This is a genomic window from Streptomyces sp. NBC_01089, from assembly GCF_045162975.1.
GTDB lineage: Bacteria > Actinomycetota > Actinomycetes > Streptomycetales > Streptomycetaceae > Streptomyces.
This window is the reverse complement of sequence record NZ_CP108660.1, coordinates 5085547-5103953: the sequence shown is the minus strand read 5'-3', so window position 1 is coordinate 5103953 and position 18407 is coordinate 5085547. Positions and strand designations below refer to the sequence as shown.

Sequence of the window (18407 nt, the reverse complement as noted above, 5' to 3'; positions counted from 1 at the left end):
CCCTCGGCCGTCCCTCCGCCTGCTCTCCTGCTCTCCTGGCCTTTCCCGCGCTCCTCTCCCAGCACCCTTACGCGACCGACCCCTTGGAGGTTCACCATGACCGCCCCCGCCTACGCCGCGCCCGCCGTTCATGTGGGCCCCGAGCCCGTGCCCGTCCTGCTCGAAGCGGTACGCGCCGGGGGCGGGCGGGTCGTGCCCCTCGCCGAGGCGGAAGCCCTCGTCTACTACGGCAGCGACGACCCGGCCGAACTCGACGGGATGCTCCACGAAGGCATCCGCTGGGTGCAGTTGCCCCACGCCGGGGTGGAGCGCTGGGCGGACGCCGGAGTGATCCGCGCACAGCCGGTCTTCACCGCGGCCACCGGTTCGTACGGAGACGCCGTCGCCGAGCACGCCCTCGCCCTCATGCTGGCAGCCGCGCGCGGTCTGCACCGGCTGGCGAGGTCCCGGGAGTGGAGCGCCAACCTCACCCGGGAGTTCGCGGGCTCGGCCGTCGCCGTCGTCGGCTGCGGTGGCATCGGCCGGTCACTGATCCGGCTGCTGAAGCCGTTCGGCTGCCGGATTCTGGCCGTATCCGACAGCGGCGCGGTCCCGGGCGCGGAGCTGACCGTGCCGCGCGCCGCGTTCCGTGAGGTCCTGCCCGACGCGGACTTCGTGGTGGCCGCGGCACCCGCGACCCCTGACACCCGCGGGATGTTCGGGGCGGCCGAGTTCGCCCTGATGCGCCGGGACGCCTGGCTGGTCAATGTCGCCAGGGGCGGCCTCGTCGTCACCGCCGACCTGGTGGACGCACTGAAGAACGGCACGATCGGCGGAGCGGCGCTGGATGTGACCGATCCCGAACCGCTGCCCGCCGGGCATGACCTGTGGGAGCTGGAGAACGTCCTGATCACACCGCACTGCGCGAACCCCCGCTCCTCGTACTGGCGTGGGCTCGCGGAACGGGTCGAGGCCAACGTGGCCGCCTTCGCCGCGGGCCACCCGCCCACCGGAGTGGTCGCACCCGTCCAGGGCTCCTGACCCCGGGCAGCCAGGGCTCCTGACACCGGGCAGCGAGCTCAGCGCGGGCGGGGCGCGGGGCGTCGGGCGAAGGCCGGGGCGTGCTCCGGGCGCGGGCCGAACGCGACCAGACGGGAGGGCAGTTGGCGGAACCCGGGCAGGTACCGGGTGGCCAGCACCACCGAGGTGGGCGGTCCGACGCGGCGGCCGGTGAGGACCGGGGCGAAGAACCCGTCGTGCAGCATCAGCTGCACGCGCTGCAGGACCGCCGTGGGCAGCCACCGCCGCCGCTGGACCTTCGCCAGGTCGGCGGTGGTCAGCCGGTCCCGGCGCAGCGGTTCGGCCAGCAGCGTGGCCGCCGCGACCGCGTCCTGGACGGCGAGGTTGATCCCCATTCCGCCGGCCGGGGACATCGCGTGGGCGGCGTCGCCGATCACCAGGAGTCCTTCGGTGTACCAGCGCGCAAGCCGGTTGAGCCGGACGTCGAGCAGGTGGACGTCGTCCATGCCGGGCAGTTGGTCGACGCGGTCGTCGTACTGCGGAATCAGGTCGGCGATCCGCGCCCGGAAGTGGTCGATGCCCGCGGTGCGCAGCCGGGCGTCGGATCCCTTCGCGGTGAAGTAGGCGATCTGGAAGTAGTCGTTCCTGGTGAGGCTCAGGGCGAACTCGCCGGTGCGGAACCCGGCAACCTGCCGGGGCTCCTGGGCCTGCTCCGCGGCGTATCTGGGCAGCCGGAACCACCAGGTGTCGAACGGGACCGGGAACTCCCGCGGCACCAGACCGGCGTCCTGGCGCAGCGCGGAGTGGCGGCCGTCGGCCGCGACGGTGAGGGTGGCGCGGATCTCCTCCTCCTCGCCGTCCCGGGTGCGACAGCGGACGCCGACGACCTTGCCGCCCTCCCGGATCAGCCCGGTCGCCACCGTATTCATCCGCAGGGTGAACGACGGTTCGCGCCGGGCCTGTCGCGCCAGCAGGTTGAGCAGGTCCCACTGCGGGATCATCGCGATGTAGTTGTACGGCGCGGGAAGGCCCCCGAAGTCGGTCAGCCGCATACGGCCGCCGTCCGACGTGGGCACCACCAAATCGCTGAGCCTGCTCTGCGGCAGCGAGGCGAACTCCCGGCCCAGCCCCAGCTCGTCCATCAGTCGCACGGTGGACGCGTGGACGGTGTCACCGCGGAAGTCACGCAGGAAGTCGCCGTGCTTCTCCAGCACGGTCACCTCGATTCCGGCCCGCCCCAGCAACAGGCCCAGCATCATGCCGGCCGGTCCACCCCCGGAGATGACGACGTTCATGGCACTCCCCTCCCCTCGTCCGTTCCGTGTGGAACTCTTATATACAGAGTCTGTGGAACGGTCTCATGTGTCAAGACGTATCATGTTCCACATGCAGGAACAGGACCACGAGCAGCTACAGGATCTGGTGGCCGCCGCCCTGACGGCGGCGGAGGAACGCGGCCGGGACGTCGCCGATGTCCCGCTGACGGCGATCGCCACAGCGGCGGGCGTCTCGCGCAGCACACTGCTGCGCCGGCTGGGCGGCTCACGGGGCGCGCTGGACGAGGCGGTCCGGCGGGCGGGCGTCGACCCCGGTGGCCGTCGACCGGTCCGCGAGCGCGCGATCGAGGCGGCGGCGCAGCTCGTCGCCGAACAGGGCCTCGGCGCGATGACCCTGGACGCTGTCGCGGAGCGGGCCGCGTGCTCGCTGCCCAGCCTGCACACGGTCTTCGACGGCCGCGACGGGCTGCTCGGCGCCGTCTACGAACGCTACGGCCCACTGCCCGACCTGGAGGCGCTGACCGCCGACCCGCCGGAGCGCCTGGAGGACACCGTGCTGGTGGTCTACCGGACCGTGATCACGGCGTTCGACCGCGAGCCGCGCGTGCTCCCGACGCTCTTCGCGGACCTCTTCAGCCGGCCTGACGGGCCCGCCGCGCGGGCCATGCGGGCCTACCTCCCGCGCTTCTTCGACGGTCTCGCCCAGCTCCTGCTGCCGCATGTGGAGGCGGGCCGGATACGACCGCTGCCGCTCCCGGTCCTGGTCCAGCTCCTGCTGGGCCCGATGATCACCCACATCCTCACGCGACCGGTCATCGAACCCATCAGGAGCCTTGACCTCCCACCCGTGAACGAACTCTGCGAACTCTTCACCGAGGCATACGTGCGCGCGGTCGGACAGCCGGGACAACGGGCCCGCTGACGCGCCCTACAAGCGGCTCGTGGCATCCGCTCGCCAGGTCCGGGAAGCGGGTCCGTGAGGCAGGTCCGGGAAGCGGGTCCGGGAGGCGGGTCGCGATCATGCTTCCCTCGTGTTACGGAAGTGTCCCGGTCCGGCCCCCGTGCAACCGCCGCCGCTCCCCTCCGCCTCCATGAACGAGAAGGGCCCGCGACCGAGTGGGCCGGTGTCCGATACGGAGAAGCAATGCGCAGCAACAAGAGGCTCTCGGCTCTCGCCCTCGTCGTCGTGGCCGCCGGACTGTCCCTGACGGCCTGCGACCCCGACAACTCCACCGCCTCCGGGCCGGCGTCGTCGTCCGACACCTCCGGTACGGCCGCGTCAGCCGGTTCCTCCAGCGCGACGTCCGCGCCCAGCACCGCGAGCGGCCAGGACGGCTCATCCGGCAGCGGTTCGGGCAACAGCTCCAGCACGAGCGGCGGCTCCGGCAACGCGAGTTCCGGTTCCGGCTCCTCCAATTCCGGCTCCTCCAATTCCGGTTCGGCGTCCGGCAGCACCTGCAAGACCGCGAACCTCGCCATCACGGCCCAGCACGGCATTTCCGGGGAGGGCCAGGAAGTGGTCAACTTCAGGAACAACGCCTCCACCTCCTGCACGATGCAGGGCTACGCGGGCGTCGACCTCAGGGGCAAGGGCGACACCGACGGCGTCAGCGCGACCCGCGGCGGCTCGGATGAGCGGCCCGTCGTCAAGCTGGGTCCCGGCGATTCGACCCAGTTCGTCGTGAACTACCCGGTCAACAAGAGCGGCGGCAGCGGCTACACATTCACCACCATGACCATCACGCCGCCCGACGAGACCCACTCCAAGACGGTGAGCACGTCCATCAACATCGCCGTCGACAACCCCGACGCCAAGTCCAAGACCGGCGGCATCGTCATCTACGCGGTCGGCACCGGCAAGTAGACCCGAGCCCGCCCTCCCGGTCATGGTGGGAGGGCGTACGCACACAGCGCCGACGGCCGAGAACGATCCCCCGCCGGCGCCGAACGAAGAGGGGCGCGAGCAGTGACGCGGGAGAAGGGCCGGGCGACAGCACCGGACGGAACGGACCATCCGGAGGCCCCCGGAAGGCCGGGATCTCCAGGAGGAGCGGCGGGAACCCAGGAGGGGCCTCGGCCCCCACGCGGAATCACCGCAGCCACCCTGGATCTCTTCCGCGGCAACTGGCGCGGCCTGTACGGCTTCTCCTTCGGCGTCGCACTCTTCTCCGCGCTCGTGGGCGCAGCCCTGGTGGCGGCGGCCTTCGCCCTCTCCTGGCACAACTTCGCCGTCACCTGGAAGCAGGCACGCGACGAAATAGCGTACGAGGATCCGCCCTTCGGCTACTTCTCGGAGCAGTACACCTCCATCGTTCTGCGCAGCCTCCCCTTCATGGGGCTGCTGCTGGTCTTCGCCGTCCTCGTGCTCGCCGTGCTGCTCGTCGCGAACGCCGTGGCCGTCCGCGACGCGGCGGCGGGCGGCCCCGCCCTGCGCCCCGGTGGCCTGTGGCGGCGCAGCCGCACGTACATCTGGCGCGGCTTCCGCGTCCAGCTGCTGACGCTCGTGTGCGTGGCGCCGCTGGCACTGCTGGCCTATCTCGTGGCGGCGTTCTTCCGGAGCGGGGGCATGATGGGCATCGAGATCCCGCGACTCGACTACTGGAGCAGTACGCCCTACCGGCTGCTGGGCAACAGCCTGACGTCCCTCGTCATCGCCGCCGGGGTCCTCGTATGGCTCCGTCTGAACCTCGCCACCGCCGCCGCGGTGAACGACGCGCCCACCGCGCGGGCCGCCCTGGCCCGGTCCTGGAAACTGACCCGCGGCACGCGAAGGTGGCGGGCCCTGTCCGTCTGCCTGCTGCTCGCGGCCGTCGTCACCGCCGCGTTCACCCTCCTGTCCGACGCGGCCGGGCCCGTCGCGCATACGGTCGGCCTCGCCGTGCTGTGGCTCACGCACGACAACCCCTACGCCGCGGGCGCCGTGATGGAGGTCGTCCCGACCGCGGTGGGCCTGCTGTTCCTGGCAGCGCTGGTCGTACCCCCGGTCGCCACAGCGCACGCGCTCCTGCGCACGGAGCTGCGACCGGCGGCGGATCCGGCCGGACACTGAGGCCCTGCCGCACTCACGCGTCACGTCCGCCGTCCCCGTCCGGCCCCAGCACGGCCCAGACGACCTTGCCGGGCCCGACGCGCTCGCCGAAGCCCCAGGTGTCGGCCAGCGCATCCACCAGGAACAGGCCGCGGCCGCCGTCCGCGTCCTGATCGGGTGCGGCCATGCGGGGAGGTACGGGCGACGCGTCGTGCACCTCGATACGGAGGCCGCGGCCGTCCCCGTCCAGCAGGAACCGGGTCTCGATCTCGCGCCCCGGCGAGACCACGGCATGCCGCCCGGCGTTGGTCAGCAGCTCCGAGAGAACGACCGCGGCCGGATCCATGAGAGCCGCAAGGCCCCAACTCTCCAGTGCCGTACGGAGTTCCGCACGCGCCCGCGCCACACAGGCGGGGTGGCGGCTCCACCGCCGCACGACGGCGTCCTTGACGATCTGCTCCATCAGCGCACCACCACACCGTGCAGCGGGCAGCGCGGCCCGACGTCGACACCGTGCAGGTCGAACCAGGCGATCCGGCTGTGCTCCAGACGTTCATGGGCCGGCGCCGAGAACGAGCCGAGATGCGGCCGGAGTTGATGCCCGAGCGGCAGGTACGCACGGCATACGAGCAGACGGCGCCGCCGCACCACGAGCGGGGGTGGCGGCCCGGTCCGCCGCCTCGCGGACCGATTCACGCATCGGGCCGCCGGTCCGGCGAAACGGGCAATAAACTTCAGCATGTCGACGCTCCTGGGTAGGCGTTGGCCACGCCCCCGGACTGTTGCTGCGGTCGCGGGGGTCTCGTGCGCTCCTGCCGCACTGTGACGAATAACTCACAGCCTGTGCCTTGCGTCGCTACGCTTCCAGGGGTTTCGACCTGACAACGCGAGGTTCAAGTACAGGAGTTGGTCCCGTGACCGGAACACCCAAGTCGCGCTCGATCCGCCAGAAGTACGGCGAGGAGCTGAGGATCCGGCGCGTCGCCGCCGGCCTGACGCAGGAAGCGGTGAGCGAGGCGGTGGTCTGCTCACCGACCCTGATCAGCCACTGGGAGGCCGGGCGCCGCCTCCCCACCCCGGACGACGCACAGCGACTGGACCGCGCCCTGGGGTCGGACGGGTTCTTCGCCCGCTGGCTGAAGGACCTGGGCTCGAAGTACGCGAGTCACTTCGCTCCGGTAGCGGAATTCGAGCAACAAGCCAAGGAAATCCGGCACTACGGGGCCTCACTGATCCCGGGCCTTCTCCAGACAGCCGCGTACGCCAAGGAGGTACTCAGTGCCCACGCCTCGCTCGACCCCACGACACCGGTCGACGAACACGTGGCCAACCGCCTGGCCCGTGCGCCGATCATCGAGAACCCGTCGGACACAGTCTTCTGGGTCTTGCTGGACGAGGCAGCACTGCGGCGGCAGATCGGCGGGCCGCAGACCATGGCAGAACAACTGCACAAGATCGCCAACCTCGCCGAGGCTCTACGAATCCGCCTGCACGTGCTGCCGTTCGGAGTCGGGGCCCATGCGCTCCTCGCCGGAATGCTGTACCTGATGAGCTTCGATGACGCTCCCCCCATCGCCTACGTGGAAGGCGTCGGCACCGGTCATGTCTTCGACGATCCCATCATGGTGAAGCACTGTCACCTCGCCTACGATCTGGCCTTGGGCGACGCGTTGTCTGCCAAAGAATCACTGGCCCTGGTCAGGGCCGTAGCAAAGGAGTACGAACGTGAACAGTAACGCGCGCATAGACCTCGCGTTCGTGAGCGACTGGCGCAAGTCCAGCTACAGCGGCCCCGGCAACGACGACTGCCTCGAAGTGGCCGACGGGTACGCCGACATCCCCGTCCGCGACTCCAAGAACCCCCACGGCCCCGCCCTGGTCTTCCCGGCCACCGGTTGGGAATCCTTCGTCACCGCCGTGAAGGGCGGACACCTCACCGCGTAACTACTCCTGATCACGCGGGAGGACAGAGCTGTTCGCGCACCCATTCAGGATCGGGGTTGACGTGCGGTCGGCCCGCGATGACAAGAGTCGGCACGGTCTCATTGCCGTCGTTGGCCGACCTCACCACGGCCGCTCCAGCCGGGTCACGCCAGATGTCGACCCAGTGCACGCGGCGGGCGCTACGGCCCAACCGGATGCGCAGTCGCAGGCAGTACGTGCAGCCCGGCCGCCAGAAGACGATCGGCCGGCCGTCGACCGCGCTGCGGCGTTGCGCTTCGACCGCGCCGATCGACCTCGGGAAGATCAGAGGCGAGGTCACACCTGCGAGCAGCAGAAACAGCAGCAGGAGCGCTACTGCCGGGGCCGGGTTCCCTCCGGAGATCAGCTCAGTCGCCACTACTGAGCCGGAGAGCGCCAGCAGTATCGGCGAGACCCACGTGCGCATCATGATGACGCAGGCTACCGGCAATTCAAGCCACCTGGTCCGAGAGATTCGGAATGCCCGGAAAACTCCCTATAGCTGTCATTATCGTCGGGCGGTGACCGCCCCGGAGGGCCAGACAGCCCGGACAGCCTTGAGGAGACACCCCGATGTCAGCGGACCAGCCGGCGGCCGACCAGCAAGCCGCCCTGCTCGCGGACCCGTTCGGGCCGCTGCGGACCAGGGGCTATCTGCTGCTCCTCGTCCTCACCGCGCTCCTCGGCGTCGTGCTCTCGGCCGGTGCCTACGGCTTCCTCCAGGCGGTCGACCACCTCCAGAACGCCCTCTATTCAAGCCTCCCCCACGCCCTCGGCCTTGACAGTGCGCCTGTCTGGTGGCCGCTGCCCCTGCTCGCGGTCGCCGGGCTGCTGGTCGCGCTGACCGTGCGCTGCCTGCCGGGCAACGGCGGTCACCAGCCCGCCGAAGGGCTCAAGACCAAGGGGGCGGCACCGGCCGCCGAGCTGCCGGGCATCCTGCTGGCCGCTGTCGCGTCCCTCGCGTTCGGTGCCGTGGTCGGGCCGGAGGCGCCGCTGATCGCGCTCGGCGGCGGCATCGCCCTGTACGCCTTCCGTCTGCTGCGGCCGGGTGCCACCGCGGCGCAGCAGTCCCTGGTCGCGGCAGCGGGCAGCTTCGCGGCCATCAGCGCGCTGCTGGGTTCGCCGCTGGTGGGTGCGTTTCTGCTGATGGAGGCGTCCGGTCTGGGCGGACCCATGCTCGGGATCGTGCTCGTGCCGGGGCTGCTGGCCGCCGGGATCGGCTCACTGGTCTTCACCGGGCTGGGCACGTGGGCGGGTTTCGGTGTCGGCACCCTGACCATCCCGAGCCTGCCGACCGCGGGGCGCCCCGATCTCGCCCAGTTCGGGTACGCGCTGGTGATCGGGGCCGCAGCCGCGCTCCTCGGTACGGGGGTCCACCGCCTGGCGCTGCGGCTGCAGCCGGGCGTGAACCGGCGCCGGACGGTGTGGACACCGGTGGTCGGCCTGGTCGTGGCGGGTCTTGCCGTCGCGTATGCCGAGGGGACCGGCAAGGGGACATCCGATGTGCTGTTCTCCGGGCAGAGCGCGCTGCCCGGCCTCCTCCTCAGCACCGGCTCGTACTCCGTGGGCGCGCTGGTGCTGCTGATCGCCTGCAAGAGCCTCGCCTACTGCGTGTCGCTCGCGGCCTTCCGCGGCGGCCCGATCTTCCCGGCGCTGTTCCTCGGCGCGGCGGGCGGGATCGCCCTGTCCCATCTGCCGGGCCTGCCGTTCGTCGCGGCCGCCGCGATGGGCATGGGCGCCATGGCGGTGGCGCTGCTCAGGCTGCCGATGACCTCCGTACTGCTGGCCACGCTGCTGCTCGGACATGACGGCGTCACTGTCATGCCGCTGGTGATCGTCGCGGTGGTGGTCTGCCATGTCGCGTCCGCGCGCCTCAACCCGCCGCGCACAACGGCCACGGCCACCCCTGCCACACCCGCCCCGGCACCCGCCTGACCCGGCGGGAGCCCCTGCGCGGCCGGCCGTCACCCCTCCGCGGCGCCCTCCCACACCGTCAGGAACGCCAGGCGCAGGCATCCCGCGAGCGCCGGGTGCTCGATGAACAGGGTCGTGGTGGAGCCCGCGCCCGCCACCGGGTCCGGCATGTCGCACAGCACCAGGGACGAGTCGGCGACGACCAGTTTCAGGGGCAGTTCGGCGGTGAAGCGGGCCTGTTCCCCCGCGTCGGCGAAGCGTTTGATGTGCTCCACCGTCCCGGGGTTGTCCAGGGCGTCGTCAAGGTAGATGGCACGGACCGTGCCGCCCGCCCGGTGCAGCCGGCGGACGACCTTGATGCCTTCGGTGTTCTCCTCGGGAGCGACGAACGGGGGCTTGCAGAAGGTCAACAGCTCGTGCCTGGCCTGCTGCTGGATGTCGGCGAAGCGTTCGGCTATCGCCTTCGGATCGCGCAGGATCTCGATGTAGTCCAGCGGGTCGGTGTGCACGCGCCCGTCGGACCAGACCGGCTGGAGCACGGCTGCGAGCCCCTCCGACACCCGCTCCAGCCGGTCGACGGACTCGCGTTGCAGTGCCATCAGGCGGGCCACGGCCAGCTCCGGGGTGACGGCGGAATAGGTGGCGACCCGCCCGGGGTGGGTGGTGACCAGCCGGCGCCGTACCAGTGCGTCCAGGACGTCGTAGACCCGCTGGCGCGGTACGTCCGTCTCGCGGGCCACCTCGGCGGCCGTGTACGAATCACGCCTGATGAGGCCCAGATAGACACGTGCCTCGTACCGCGCGAGGCCGAGCGCCACCAGATCGCTGATCGGTCCTTCTTCCAACTCCATGGCAAGACAAGGTATATGCCAACGGTCGCGGGTCGAGGGAAAGGCTTTACCAACGCCCGGTAGCTACTTGGGCAAGCGATTGAATAGCTTTCTATTTAGCCACCACTCACCGGGGTGGCAGTAGTCGAGTGAACAGCGCCACCCTCAGGATCCGCGACACTTCGTCCGGTACGTTCCTCGTTGTGCGTTGTCATGCACTTGACAGCGCTTGACATGAATGCCCCCGGATGTCCGTCCCGGACACCCAACCCCCCACGGAGGGCAGCTCCTTGCGATCCCATCGAAACGGTCTGCTGCGCCGCAGCGCACCGGCCCTGCTGTCGGCAGTGGCACTCATATCCGGCGGCCTCCTTGCCGCCTCCCAGACGTCCGCGTTCGCGGCGACGGGCTCCGCGGCACCGGCCGCATCCACGGTGCACACGCACCGGCTCTGCTCAGAGCCGTCCAAGCCCGGCTACATGGCGTGCAACGCGCTGGCCCGCACCGACATCAAGCAGCAGAAGTCGGTCGGCCACAACGCCGCCCCCTCCGGCTTCGGCCCCAGCGACCTGCAGGCCGCCTACAACCTCCCCAAGGACGGCGGCTCGGGTCAGACGGTGGCGATCGTCGACGCCAACGACGACCCCAACGCCGAGAAGGACCTGGGCAGTTACCGCTCCCAGTACGGCCTGCCCGAGTGCACCACGGACAACGGCTGCTTCAAGAAGATCGACCAGGACGGCGGCTCGAACTACCCGGCGCCCGACGCCGGCTGGGCCGGAGAGATCTCCCTCGACGTCGACATGGTCAGCGCGGCCTGCCCGCAGTGCCACATCCTGCTCGTCGAGGCCAAGTCCGCCAGCATGGACGACCTCGGCGCGGCCGTGAACCAGGCCGTCAAGCAGGGCGCCAAGTACGTCTCCAACAGCTACGGCGGCGACGAGGACACCACCGACACGCAGGCGGACGACCAGTACTTCAAGCACCCCGGCGTCGCCATCACCGTGAGCTCGGGTGACAGCGGCTACGGCGTGGAGTACCCGGCCGCCTCGCAGTACGTCACCGCGGTCGGCGGCACCTCGCTCAAGAAGGACAGCAGCACGCGCGGCTGGTCCGAGTCCGTCTGGGGCACCAGCGCGGGCGGCGAGGGAGCGGGCTCGGGCTGCTCCAAGTACGACGCGAAGCCGTCCTGGCAGAAGGACGCCGACTGCGCCAAGCGCGCCGTCGCCGACGTGTCGTCCGTCGCCGACCCGGCCACCGGCCTCGCGGTCTACGACAGCTACCAGGCCGACGGCTGGAACGTCTACGGCGGCACCAGCGCCGCGTCGCCGTTCATCGCGGGCGTCTACGCTCTCGCCGGCGCCCCCGGCTCGGGTGACACCCCCGCCTCGTACCCGTACGCCCACACCGGCTCCCTCAACGACGTCACCAGCGGGGCCAACGGGTCGTGCAGCGACTACCTGTGCAAGGCAGGCAAGGGCTACGACGGTCCGACGGGTCTCGGCACGCCGAACGGCACCGCGGCCTTCACCAAGTAATCCGCACCACCGACAGACGCGCCCACCGGCCCGACGCGGCCACCGGGCGACGCGGTGACCACGACGACGTGAACACCGCACCGTGAACGCAGCGGGCCCGAACCGGCAACCCCGGTCCGGGCCCGCTGTCCTGTCCGGCCCGTCTCAGCCCAGCGCGCCGCGCAGCCCCAGATTGCTGCTCAGCAGGCCGCCGTCCACCGGCAGCGTCACCCCGGTGATCCACGCGGCATCGCGCGACGCCAGGAACGTCACCGCCGCCGCGATGTCGTCCGGGACTCCCACCCGGCCCAACGGGTAGTGCTTCGCGGCCTGTTCGAGCGTCGCCTCCACACCGCGCGACGCCCATACGTCCGTGTGGATCGTGCCCGGCGCCACCAGATTGACCCGGACCCCGCGTGGCGCCGCGTGGCCCGCGAGCGTGCGGGTCAGGCTCGTCAGGCCCGCCTTCGCCGCGCTGTAGGCGTGATTGCCGAAGTCCTGAGCGCCGTTGACCGAGCCGATGCTGACGATCGCTCCCCTGCCGCCCGCCGCCGCGAGGTGCGGCATGGCGGCGCGCGAGACGCGGAAGGCGCCGCTCAGGGTGGCGTCCAGGTCCCGGTGCCAGGACTCGTCGTCCTCGTCCTCGAAGAGCGGGGCGTCCGGCGAGCAGGCGTACGCGTTGTTGACCAGGACGTCCAGTGCGCCGAACTCGGCCACCGCGTACGCCACGGCCGCCTCCACCGCCGACCGGTCGGTGACGTCGCACGGGAACGGCAGCGCGCCCGGCAGCTCCTTCGCCGTCCTCTCCGCACGGGCCCCGTCCAGATCGGTGACCAGGACGCGGGCGCCCTCGTCGGCGAATCTGCGGGCGGTGGCCGCGCCGATTCCCCTGCCAGCTCCGGTGATCAGGACCGCGTAACCCTCGAACCGCCTCGTGTTTCCCATACGGCGATCATGTCGCCGCGCGTACCGCCCTGACCAGGGCCTGAGCGCGCGGATCGGCGGTGACGCCCTTCTGCAGCGCGTTGGTCACGTACCCCAGCGCGATGCCCGCCTCCGGGTCGGCGAACCCGAGCGAGCCGCCCCGGCCGGGGTGGCCGAACGAGCCGGGGCCGAGCAGCGGGGCCGACGGGCCGTGCAGCATGAAGCCGAGGCCGAAGCGGGTGTTGACGACCAGGACGCGGTCCGGGCCCGATGACTCCTCGCTGCGGGCCAGGGCGAGCGTGGCGGGGGCGAAGAGGCGGCTGCCGTTGTCGACGTGGCCGATCATCGCGGCGTACACGCGGGCCAGGGCGCGGGCGGTGGAAATGCCGCCGGAGCCGGGGAGTTCGGCGGCGCGGTAGTCCGGGTCGTTCTCGTCGGGGAACGGCTCGATGGCGCCGAAGGCGCGGCTGGTCAGCGAGGTGGGGTCCTGGTAGGCGTCGCTGACGGACCGCTTCGGCCTGACCTTGAGGCCGCTGCCGACCGGCGGCGCGGCGACGCTGCCGATCCGGCCGACGCGGTGCGCCTCCTCGGCGGGCAGGCCGACCCAGAAGTCGATGTCGAGGGGGCGGGCGATCTCCTCGGCGATCCAGCGGCCGATGGTGCGGCCGGTGACCCGGCGGACGAGTTCGCTCAGCAGCCAGCTGTACGTCTGCGCGTGGTATCCGTGGTCGGTGCCCGGCTCCCAGGCGGCCTGCTGGGCGGCGACCGCGCGCGGGCCCGACACCCCGTCGACGGCCTCGGCGGGGGTGAGGGGGCGGTCGATGAGGGGGACGCCGGTGCGGTGGGCCAGGAAGTGCCGGACGAGGGCGCGTTCCTTGCCGCCCGCCTTGAACTCCGGCCAGTACGTGGAGACGGGGGCGTCGAGGTCGAGCTGGCCGCGCTGGTGCAGGAGCAGCGGGACGGCGGCGGCCACTCCCTTGGTCGCTGACCTGACGATCTGGGCGGTGTCCAGGGCCCAGGGCTCGGCGCCGTCGACGTCCTTCGTACCGGCCCAGATGTCGACGACCTTGTGGCCGTCGCGGTAGACGGTGACGGCGGCGCCGCGCTCCGCACGGTGCGTGAAGTTCCGTACGAAGGCGTCCCGGACCGCCTCGAATCCGTCCGCCACTGTGCCCTGGACGTCCACCACGTCGCGCTCCCACGTCTAGCTGTACGCCCGGACGGCGTACAGGGTCCATGGTGCGGTGCGGGTCTGCCGGGGCATGCCGGGGGGTGGGGTTTCCGGGTGTGCCGGGTGATCGGCGGGGGCCGTGCGCGCCGATCACCCGGCCCGGTTGTCGGCCGGGTGTCGGTGAGCGCGCGTCCGCTGTCGGCGGGCTGTCGGCGGGGGCGGCCAGCATGGGTGGTCCGGCCGCCGGTACGGGTGAGGATCCCGCGCCGGTGGCCCGGCCGGGGACAGCCGGCCGCACCGCCCGTACACAGGAGAGCCCATGCCCGCCACACCGTCCGGATCGCCGTCGGCCACACCGTCCGGATCGCCGTCCGCCACACCGTCCGCGGACCCCTCGGCCCCCTCGGCCCTGGCCGGGTCCCGGACGTGGGACGTGCACCGGCTGCCCCGGGCCGACGGCAGGACGTTCCTGGTCACCGGGGGCAACGCGGGCATCGGGTACTTCACCGCCGAACAGCTCGCCGGGACCGGGGCCACCGTGGTCCTCGGCAGCCGGGACGCGGCGAAGGCCGGAGCCGCCATGGCCTCGATCCGCTCCCGTGTGCCCGGGGCGCGGCTCCGGCATCTGCCGCTCGATCTCACCGACCCGGCATCGGTCCGGGACGCGGCGGCCCGGCTGGGCCCCGGACCGCTCGACGCGGTCGTGCTCAACGCCGGGGTGCTGCTCGACCGGCCGGAGCGCCAGGAGACCGCGCAGGGCCACGAGTTGATGTTCGCGACCAACCATCTGGGCCATTTCGCCCTGGTCCACCGGCTGGCGCCGCTGCTCAGGGCCGCGCCCGGCAGCCGTGTCGTGACCGTGGGCAGCTTCGCGGCCCGGTCGGAGCGGCTCGACCTCGACGATCTTCAGTCCCTGCGGGACTACCGGCCCAAGCGGACGTACGGACGGTCGAAGCTGGCCCAGATGCTGTGCGGCTTCGAGCTGGACCGGCGGCTGCGGGCCGCCGGGAGCGGGACGCTGAGTGTGGTGGTGCATCCGGGCGGCGCGCTCGACTCCCTCACACCGGCCCGCCCGCCGGTCCACGCCCCGACCGGCGGCGAACGGCTGCGGGGCCTGCCCGCGGGCCTGCTGCTCCAGGGCAAGGAGGCCGCGGCCCGGCCCGCCGTCCGGGCCGTCCTCGATCCGGCGGTGGTGGGCGGACGGCTGTGGGGGCCCCGGGTGTTCGGGCTGCGCGGCAGGCCGAAGCCCGAGACGGTCCGTGCGCACCTGGCCGACCCGGTGGTCGCCGGGCGGCTGTGGGAGATCAGCTGCGAACTGACCGGCACCGATCCGGCCTCGGGCCTCCTCCGACAGCGGGGCTGACGGCGGGGCCGACGGGAGGCCCGACAGCCACTCGCACCGCCGCGCCCGGACCGCCTCCCTCGGACAGCCGCGCTCAGACCGCCGTGGTCAGACCGCCGCGCGGGGGTTGAAGCCGAACGGCAGCTCAAGGCGGTGTGCCTGCATCAGTGCCTCGTCCGCCAGGATGTCGCCGGTCGGCCCGTCGCCGACGATCACACCGTCGCTGAGCACCACGGCGCGCGGGCACAGTTCGAGCGCGTACGGCAGGTCATGCGTCACCATCAGCACCGTCACCTCCAACGACCGCAGGATGTCGGCGAGTTCGCGGCGGGACGCCGGGTCCAGGTTGGACGACGGTTCGTCCAGGACCAGGATCTCCGGCTCCATCGCGAGAACGGTGGCGACCGCGACACGGCGGCGCTGGCCGTACGAGAGGTGGTGCGGGGGACGGTCCGCGTACGCCTCCATGCCGACCTGGGTGAGCGCCGCGACGACCCGCGCCTCCAGCTCCGGGCCACGCAGCCCGGCGGCGGCCGGGCCGAACGCCACGTCCTCGCGGACCGTCGGCATGAAGAGCTGGTCGTCCGGGTCCTGGAAGACGATGCCGACGCGGCGGCGGATCTCCGCGAGGTTGGCCTTGGCGACCGGCAGCCCGGCCACCGAGACCGTTCCGGCGCCGCCGGTGAGGATGCCGTTGAGGTGGAGGACGAGGGTGGTCTTGCCCGCGCCGTTGGGTCCGAGCAGAGCGACCCGCTGGCCGCGCTGCACCGCCAGGTCGACCCCGAAGAGCGCCTGGTGGCCGTCCGGGTAGGCGTACGCGAGCCCGGCGACCTCAAGAGACGGAGGGGCGGTGGGGGTCGTGGTCATAGGCACCATCCCAGCAGACAGACGCAGAGCGCGGCGAGCGGGAGTGCGGCGGCGGACCGCCACTGCGCGCCCGACGCCGTCACTTCGTCGATGACCGGCATGGTCCCGGTGTATCCCCGGCTGACCATGGCCAGATGGACGCGCTCGCCCCGTTCGTAGGAGCGGATGAAGAGCGCCCCGGCCGATTTGCCGAGCACTCCCCACTGCCGCACGCCGCGTGCCTCGAACCCGCGCGAGCGGCGGGCGATCGACATCCGGCGCATCTCGTCGGTGATCACGTCGCCGTAGCGGATCATGAAGGACGCGATCTGTACCAGCATCGGCGGGAGCTTCAGCCGCTGGAGCCCGAGGAGCAGCGAGCGCAGTTCGGTGGTGGACGCGAGGAGTACGGAAGCGGCGACGCCGAGTGTGCCCTTGGCCAGGACGTTCCAGGCGCCCCAGAGTCCTGGCTCGCTGAGCGACAGGCCCAGGACGTGGACCCGGTCGCCGGGGACGACGAACGGCATGAGCACCGCGAAGGCCACGAACGGGATCTCGATGAGCAGCCGCTTGAGGAGGAACCCGGCCGGGATACGCGCCACGGCGGTCACCCCCGCGAGCAGCACCGCGTACAGCGCGAACGCCCACATCGCCTCGCGCGGGGTGGAGACCACCACGATCACGAAGGCGAACACGGCGGCGAGCTTGCAGTGCGGCGGCAGGTCGTGGACCGGCGACTGCCCGTGCCGGTAGAGCCTGTGGGCGTGACCGGCGCCCATGTCAGACGGCTTCCGCGCGCGGGCCTGCCGTGGCCTGCGTACGGCGGCGGCGGACGGCCCAGAAGACGCCGCTGCCCACGACCACGGTCGCGCCGACGCCGATCAGCCCGGCGAGGCCGCCGGAGAGCCGGGCGTCCGTGATGTCCTTGACGCCGTAACCGGCGAGCGGGGAGTCGCCCGTGTGGTGCGGCTGCTCCTTGGCGTCGATGCCCTTGTCGTGGGCGACCTTCTCCAGGCCGTCGGGGCTGGCGGACGCGTAGAAGGAGACGAACCCGGCCAGGACGAGAGCGGTGATCAGCCCGATGCCCCAGATCTTGCGGGTGGAGCGCGCCGACCTGGCGGCGGCCGGGACCGGCTCGGCCGCGGGGGCGTCGACCAGCTCGCCGCCCACCCGGAGCTTGAGCGGGGCGGTCAGGCCGCGGGCGCCGTAAACCAGGTCGGGGCGGACGGCGATCACGGCGCCCACGGTGAGCGCGGTGATCGCGGCCTCGCCGATGCCGATGAGGACATGGACGCCGACCATCGCGGTCAGCACCTTGCCGACCGGGACGTCGGTGGTGCCGCCGAGCGCGTACATCGCGGTGAAGGCGAGCGCGGCGCACGGCACGGAGAGCAGCGCGGCGACGAAGGAGGCGGCGGTGATCGAGCTGCGGCGGCGGGGCAGCACCTTGACCAGGCCGCGGAAGACGGCGTACGCGACGACGGTCGTCACGATGGCCATGTCCGTGATGTTCACCCCGAGGGCGGTGAGCCCGCCGTCGGCGAAGAGGATGCCCTGCATCAGCAGGACGACGGAGACACAGAGCACCCCGGTGTACGGGCCGACGAGGATCGCGGCGAGCGCACCGCCCAGCAGATGACCGCTGGTGCCGGCGGCGACGGGGAAGTTCAGCATCTGCACGGAGAAGATGAAGGCGGCGACCAGACCGGCGAGCGGTGCGGTGCGCTCGTCCAGCTCGCGGCGGGCGCCCCGGAGGCTCACCGCGATCGCGCCCGCGGCGATGACACCGGTCACCGCCGATACGGGGGCGTTGATGAATCCGTCGGGGACATGCATGTGGTGACTCTCTCCTCGCGATGGCGCACCGGCGGTGGTGAACCGTTCGATGATAGAGCCCTGTTGCGAACAGCTCGCAAGAGCGCCTTTCTCCCAGCAGCGGCGGTCCGGCAGGGACCGAGCGGTGGCATCACCGCAGAAATATGGGACATTGGAATACAAACAGCCCCAAATGACGCATGTATCCGTACGACCGGATCGCCCGCGCTGCCGGAGCCTCCGCACCGCCGGGTCGGCCGCACCGCCGGATCGCCCGCGTCACAGATCAAGGGAGCGCACATGTCCCCCGCCGTCGAGGTGCCCGTACGAGGCCATGTGGTGACGGATGTCCCCGGCCAGTGGTCGGTGGTCTATGTCGCGCTCCAGTACGACCCGGAGCAGGACCCGGGCGCCGTGCGCCTCGTCTTCCCCGGCGACAACGAATGGGTCTTTCCCAGGGAGCTGCTCGAAGCGGGGCTGCGGACGCCCCGGCGCTCGGGCGACATCGGGGTCTGGCCCTGCGGGCGGGCCCAGGTGGTGCTGGAGTTCTACTCGGCGGACGGGGTCGCTGTGGTGCAGTTCGACAACGCGCCGCTGATCCGCTTCCTGCGCCGCACCCACGCGGCGGCCCCGCAGGAAACCGAACGGGCCGGGAAGGCCGCCCGCAGGGAGGCGCTCCGCGAGGACGCGCCCCTGAAGCAGACCGGAGCCCGGACGGAGGCCCAGACCGAGGCCCCCCATGCCGTGGGGCATGGGGGGCCGCTGCGGACCTGAGCCACCCG

Annotated in this window: 20 protein-coding genes; 10 read left to right on the top strand and 10 right to left on the bottom strand. The window is 71.7% G+C overall.

The features are described from left to right. The first annotated feature begins 96 nt into the window (after positions 1-96). The gene (locus tag OG510_RS22960; RefSeq protein ID WP_406139214.1) at positions 97-1020 is read left to right on the top strand and encodes a D-isomer specific 2-hydroxyacid dehydrogenase family protein; all 924 of its coding nucleotides are present in this window, start codon (positions 97-99) and stop codon (positions 1018-1020) included. Positions 1021-1058: 38 nt separating this feature from the next. On the opposite strand, the gene OG510_RS22955 is transcribed toward OG510_RS22960, so the two are convergent. Then, positions 1059-2294, bottom strand: a complete 1236-nt coding sequence (locus tag OG510_RS22955; RefSeq protein ID WP_406139212.1) for an FAD-dependent oxidoreductase — start codon at positions 2292-2294, stop codon at positions 1059-1061. Between the two features lie 91 nt (positions 2295-2385). Between OG510_RS22955 and OG510_RS22950 the strand changes: the two genes are divergently transcribed. The 3 genes from OG510_RS22950 to OG510_RS22940 all read left to right on the top strand — a co-directional run bounded on the left by OG510_RS22950 (position 2386) and on the right by OG510_RS22940 (position 5325). Next, positions 2386-3198: a TetR/AcrR family transcriptional regulator gene (locus OG510_RS22950; protein ID WP_406139211.1), complete on the top strand. Its 813-nt coding sequence runs from the start codon at positions 2386-2388 to the stop codon at positions 3196-3198. A 222-nt stretch (positions 3199-3420) separates the two neighbouring features. Continuing rightward, positions 3421-4140 carry a DUF4232 domain-containing protein gene (locus OG510_RS22945; protein ID WP_406139209.1) on the top strand — a complete coding sequence of 240 codons (720 nt, stop codon included), beginning with the start codon at positions 3421-3423 and terminating at the stop codon, positions 4138-4140. 102 nt (positions 4141-4242) lie between these two features. Further along, the gene (locus OG510_RS22940) at positions 4243-5325 is read left to right on the top strand and encodes a hypothetical protein (RefSeq protein WP_406139207.1); all 1083 of its coding nucleotides are present in this window, start codon (positions 4243-4245) and stop codon (positions 5323-5325) included. A 13-nt stretch (positions 5326-5338) separates the two neighbouring features. Here OG510_RS22940 and OG510_RS22935 read toward each other — a convergent pair whose 3' ends face one another. Then, positions 5339-5767, bottom strand: coding sequence for an ATP-binding protein (locus OG510_RS22935; protein ID WP_406139206.1), 429 nt, complete (start codon positions 5765-5767; stop codon positions 5339-5341). Then, positions 5767-6045 carry a hypothetical protein gene (locus OG510_RS22930; protein ID WP_406139205.1) on the bottom strand — a complete coding sequence of 93 codons (279 nt, stop codon included), beginning with the start codon at positions 6043-6045 and terminating at the stop codon, positions 5767-5769. The genes OG510_RS22935 and OG510_RS22930 overlap by 1 nt, the downstream gene beginning before the upstream one ends. Positions 6046-6218: 173 nt before the next feature. Between OG510_RS22930 and OG510_RS22925 the strand changes: the two genes are divergently transcribed. Together OG510_RS22925 and OG510_RS22920 are read left to right on the top strand one after the other, a co-directional pair. Then, positions 6219-7040, top strand: coding sequence for a Scr1 family TA system antitoxin-like transcriptional regulator (locus tag OG510_RS22925; RefSeq protein ID WP_406139203.1), 822 nt, complete (start codon positions 6219-6221; stop codon positions 7038-7040). Then, positions 7030-7248, top strand: coding sequence for a DUF397 domain-containing protein (locus tag OG510_RS22920; RefSeq protein WP_406139201.1), 219 nt, complete (start codon positions 7030-7032; stop codon positions 7246-7248). Before OG510_RS22925 ends, OG510_RS22920 begins: the two co-directional genes overlap by 11 nt. 10 nt (positions 7249-7258) lie before the next feature. Here OG510_RS22920 and OG510_RS22915 read toward each other — a convergent pair whose 3' ends face one another. Then, entirely contained in the window at positions 7259-7696 is a 438-nt protein-coding gene (locus OG510_RS22915; RefSeq protein WP_406139200.1) for a glutaredoxin domain-containing protein, read from the bottom strand. 143 nt (positions 7697-7839) lie between these two features. Here OG510_RS22915 and OG510_RS22910 point away from each other — a divergent pair, with 143 nt between their 5' ends. After that, a complete protein-coding gene (locus OG510_RS22910; protein ID WP_406139198.1) occupies positions 7840-9201 on the top strand; it encodes a chloride channel protein in 1362 nt (453 codons plus the stop codon). Between the two features lie 29 nt (positions 9202-9230). Here OG510_RS22910 and OG510_RS22905 read toward each other — a convergent pair whose 3' ends face one another. Continuing rightward, on the bottom strand, positions 9231-10031 hold the full coding sequence (locus OG510_RS22905; RefSeq protein WP_406139196.1) for a TrmB family transcriptional regulator: 801 nt from the start codon (positions 10029-10031) through the stop codon (positions 9231-9233). A 269-nt stretch (positions 10032-10300) separates the two neighbouring features. Here OG510_RS22905 and OG510_RS22900 point away from each other — a divergent pair, with 269 nt between their 5' ends. Continuing rightward, entirely contained in the window at positions 10301-11548 is a 1248-nt protein-coding gene (locus tag OG510_RS22900; RefSeq protein ID WP_406139194.1) for a peptidase S8, read from the top strand. Positions 11549-11692: 144 nt separating this feature from the next. Here the strand turns inward: OG510_RS22900 and OG510_RS22895 are convergent, their stop codons facing one another. Continuing rightward, positions 11693-12472, bottom strand: a complete 780-nt coding sequence (locus OG510_RS22895) for an SDR family NAD(P)-dependent oxidoreductase (RefSeq protein WP_406139193.1) — start codon at positions 12470-12472, stop codon at positions 11693-11695. 7 nt (positions 12473-12479) lie between these two features. Further along, positions 12480-13637 (bottom strand): serine hydrolase domain-containing protein, encoded by a 1158-nt coding sequence (locus OG510_RS22890; protein ID WP_406142492.1) that lies wholly within the window; start codon positions 13635-13637, stop codon positions 12480-12482. Positions 13638-13941: 304 nt separating this feature from the next. Between OG510_RS22890 and OG510_RS22885 the strand changes: the two genes are divergently transcribed. Then, positions 13942-14985 (top strand): SDR family NAD(P)-dependent oxidoreductase, encoded by a 1044-nt coding sequence (locus tag OG510_RS22885; protein ID WP_406139191.1) that lies wholly within the window; start codon positions 13942-13944, stop codon positions 14983-14985. Positions 14986-15072: 87 nt separating this feature from the next. On the opposite strand, the gene OG510_RS22880 is transcribed toward OG510_RS22885, so the two are convergent. From OG510_RS22880 to OG510_RS22870, 3 genes are read right to left on the bottom strand one after another with little or no spacing between them, the layout of a single operon-like run. Next, positions 15073-15831 (bottom strand): energy-coupling factor ABC transporter ATP-binding protein, encoded by a 759-nt coding sequence (locus OG510_RS22880; RefSeq protein ID WP_406139189.1) that lies wholly within the window; start codon positions 15829-15831, stop codon positions 15073-15075. Beyond that, positions 15828-16589 carry a cobalt ECF transporter T component CbiQ gene (gene cbiQ / locus OG510_RS22875; protein ID WP_406139187.1) on the bottom strand — a complete coding sequence of 254 codons (762 nt, stop codon included), beginning with the start codon at positions 16587-16589 and terminating at the stop codon, positions 15828-15830. The genes OG510_RS22880 and cbiQ overlap by 4 nt, the downstream gene beginning before the upstream one ends. 1 nt (position 16590) lies before the next feature. Then, positions 16591-17646 (bottom strand): energy-coupling factor ABC transporter permease, encoded by a 1056-nt coding sequence (locus OG510_RS22870; RefSeq protein WP_406139185.1) that lies wholly within the window; start codon positions 17644-17646, stop codon positions 16591-16593. Between the two features lie 279 nt (positions 17647-17925). Between OG510_RS22870 and OG510_RS22865 the strand changes: the two genes are divergently transcribed. After that, complete coding sequence (locus tag OG510_RS22865) at positions 17926-18399, top strand: SsgA family sporulation/cell division regulator (RefSeq protein WP_406139183.1); 474 nt, start codon at positions 17926-17928, stop codon at positions 18397-18399. Positions 18400-18407 lie beyond the last annotated feature (8 nt).

Coding starts and splice junctions, on each gene's coding strand:
- OG510_RS22870 (WP_406139185.1), bottom strand. CDS start 17,646: ATGCATGTCCCCGACGGATTCATCAACGCCCCCGTATCGGCGGTGACC.
- OG510_RS22880 (WP_406139189.1), bottom strand. CDS start 15,831: ATGACCACGACCCCCACCGCCCCTCCGTCTCTTGAGGTCGCCGGGCTC.
- OG510_RS22910 (WP_406139198.1), top strand. CDS start 7,840: ATGTCAGCGGACCAGCCGGCGGCCGACCAGCAAGCCGCCCTGCTCGCG.
- OG510_RS22960 (WP_406139214.1), top strand. CDS start 97: ATGACCGCCCCCGCCTACGCCGCGCCCGCCGTTCATGTGGGCCCCGAG.
- OG510_RS22935 (WP_406139206.1), bottom strand. CDS start 5,767: ATGGAGCAGATCGTCAAGGACGCCGTCGTGCGGCGGTGGAGCCGCCAC.
- OG510_RS22865 (WP_406139183.1), top strand. CDS start 17,926: ATGTCCCCCGCCGTCGAGGTGCCCGTACGAGGCCATGTGGTGACGGAT.
- OG510_RS22885 (WP_406139191.1), top strand. CDS start 13,942: ATGCCCGCCACACCGTCCGGATCGCCGTCGGCCACACCGTCCGGATCG.
- OG510_RS22950 (WP_406139211.1), top strand. CDS start 2,386: ATGCAGGAACAGGACCACGAGCAGCTACAGGATCTGGTGGCCGCCGCC.
- OG510_RS22905 (WP_406139196.1), bottom strand. CDS start 10,031: ATGGAGTTGGAAGAAGGACCGATCAGCGATCTGGTGGCGCTCGGCCTC.
- OG510_RS22945 (WP_406139209.1), top strand. CDS start 3,421: ATGCGCAGCAACAAGAGGCTCTCGGCTCTCGCCCTCGTCGTCGTGGCC.
- OG510_RS22955 (WP_406139212.1), bottom strand. CDS start 2,294: ATGAACGTCGTCATCTCCGGGGGTGGACCGGCCGGCATGATGCTGGGC.
- cbiQ (WP_406139187.1), bottom strand. CDS start 16,589: ATGGGCGCCGGTCACGCCCACAGGCTCTACCGGCACGGGCAGTCGCCG.
- OG510_RS22895 (WP_406139193.1), bottom strand. CDS start 12,472: ATGGGAAACACGAGGCGGTTCGAGGGTTACGCGGTCCTGATCACCGGA.
- OG510_RS22915 (WP_406139200.1), bottom strand. CDS start 7,696: ATGATGCGCACGTGGGTCTCGCCGATACTGCTGGCGCTCTCCGGCTCA.
- OG510_RS22930 (WP_406139205.1), bottom strand. CDS start 6,045: ATGCTGAAGTTTATTGCCCGTTTCGCCGGACCGGCGGCCCGATGCGTG.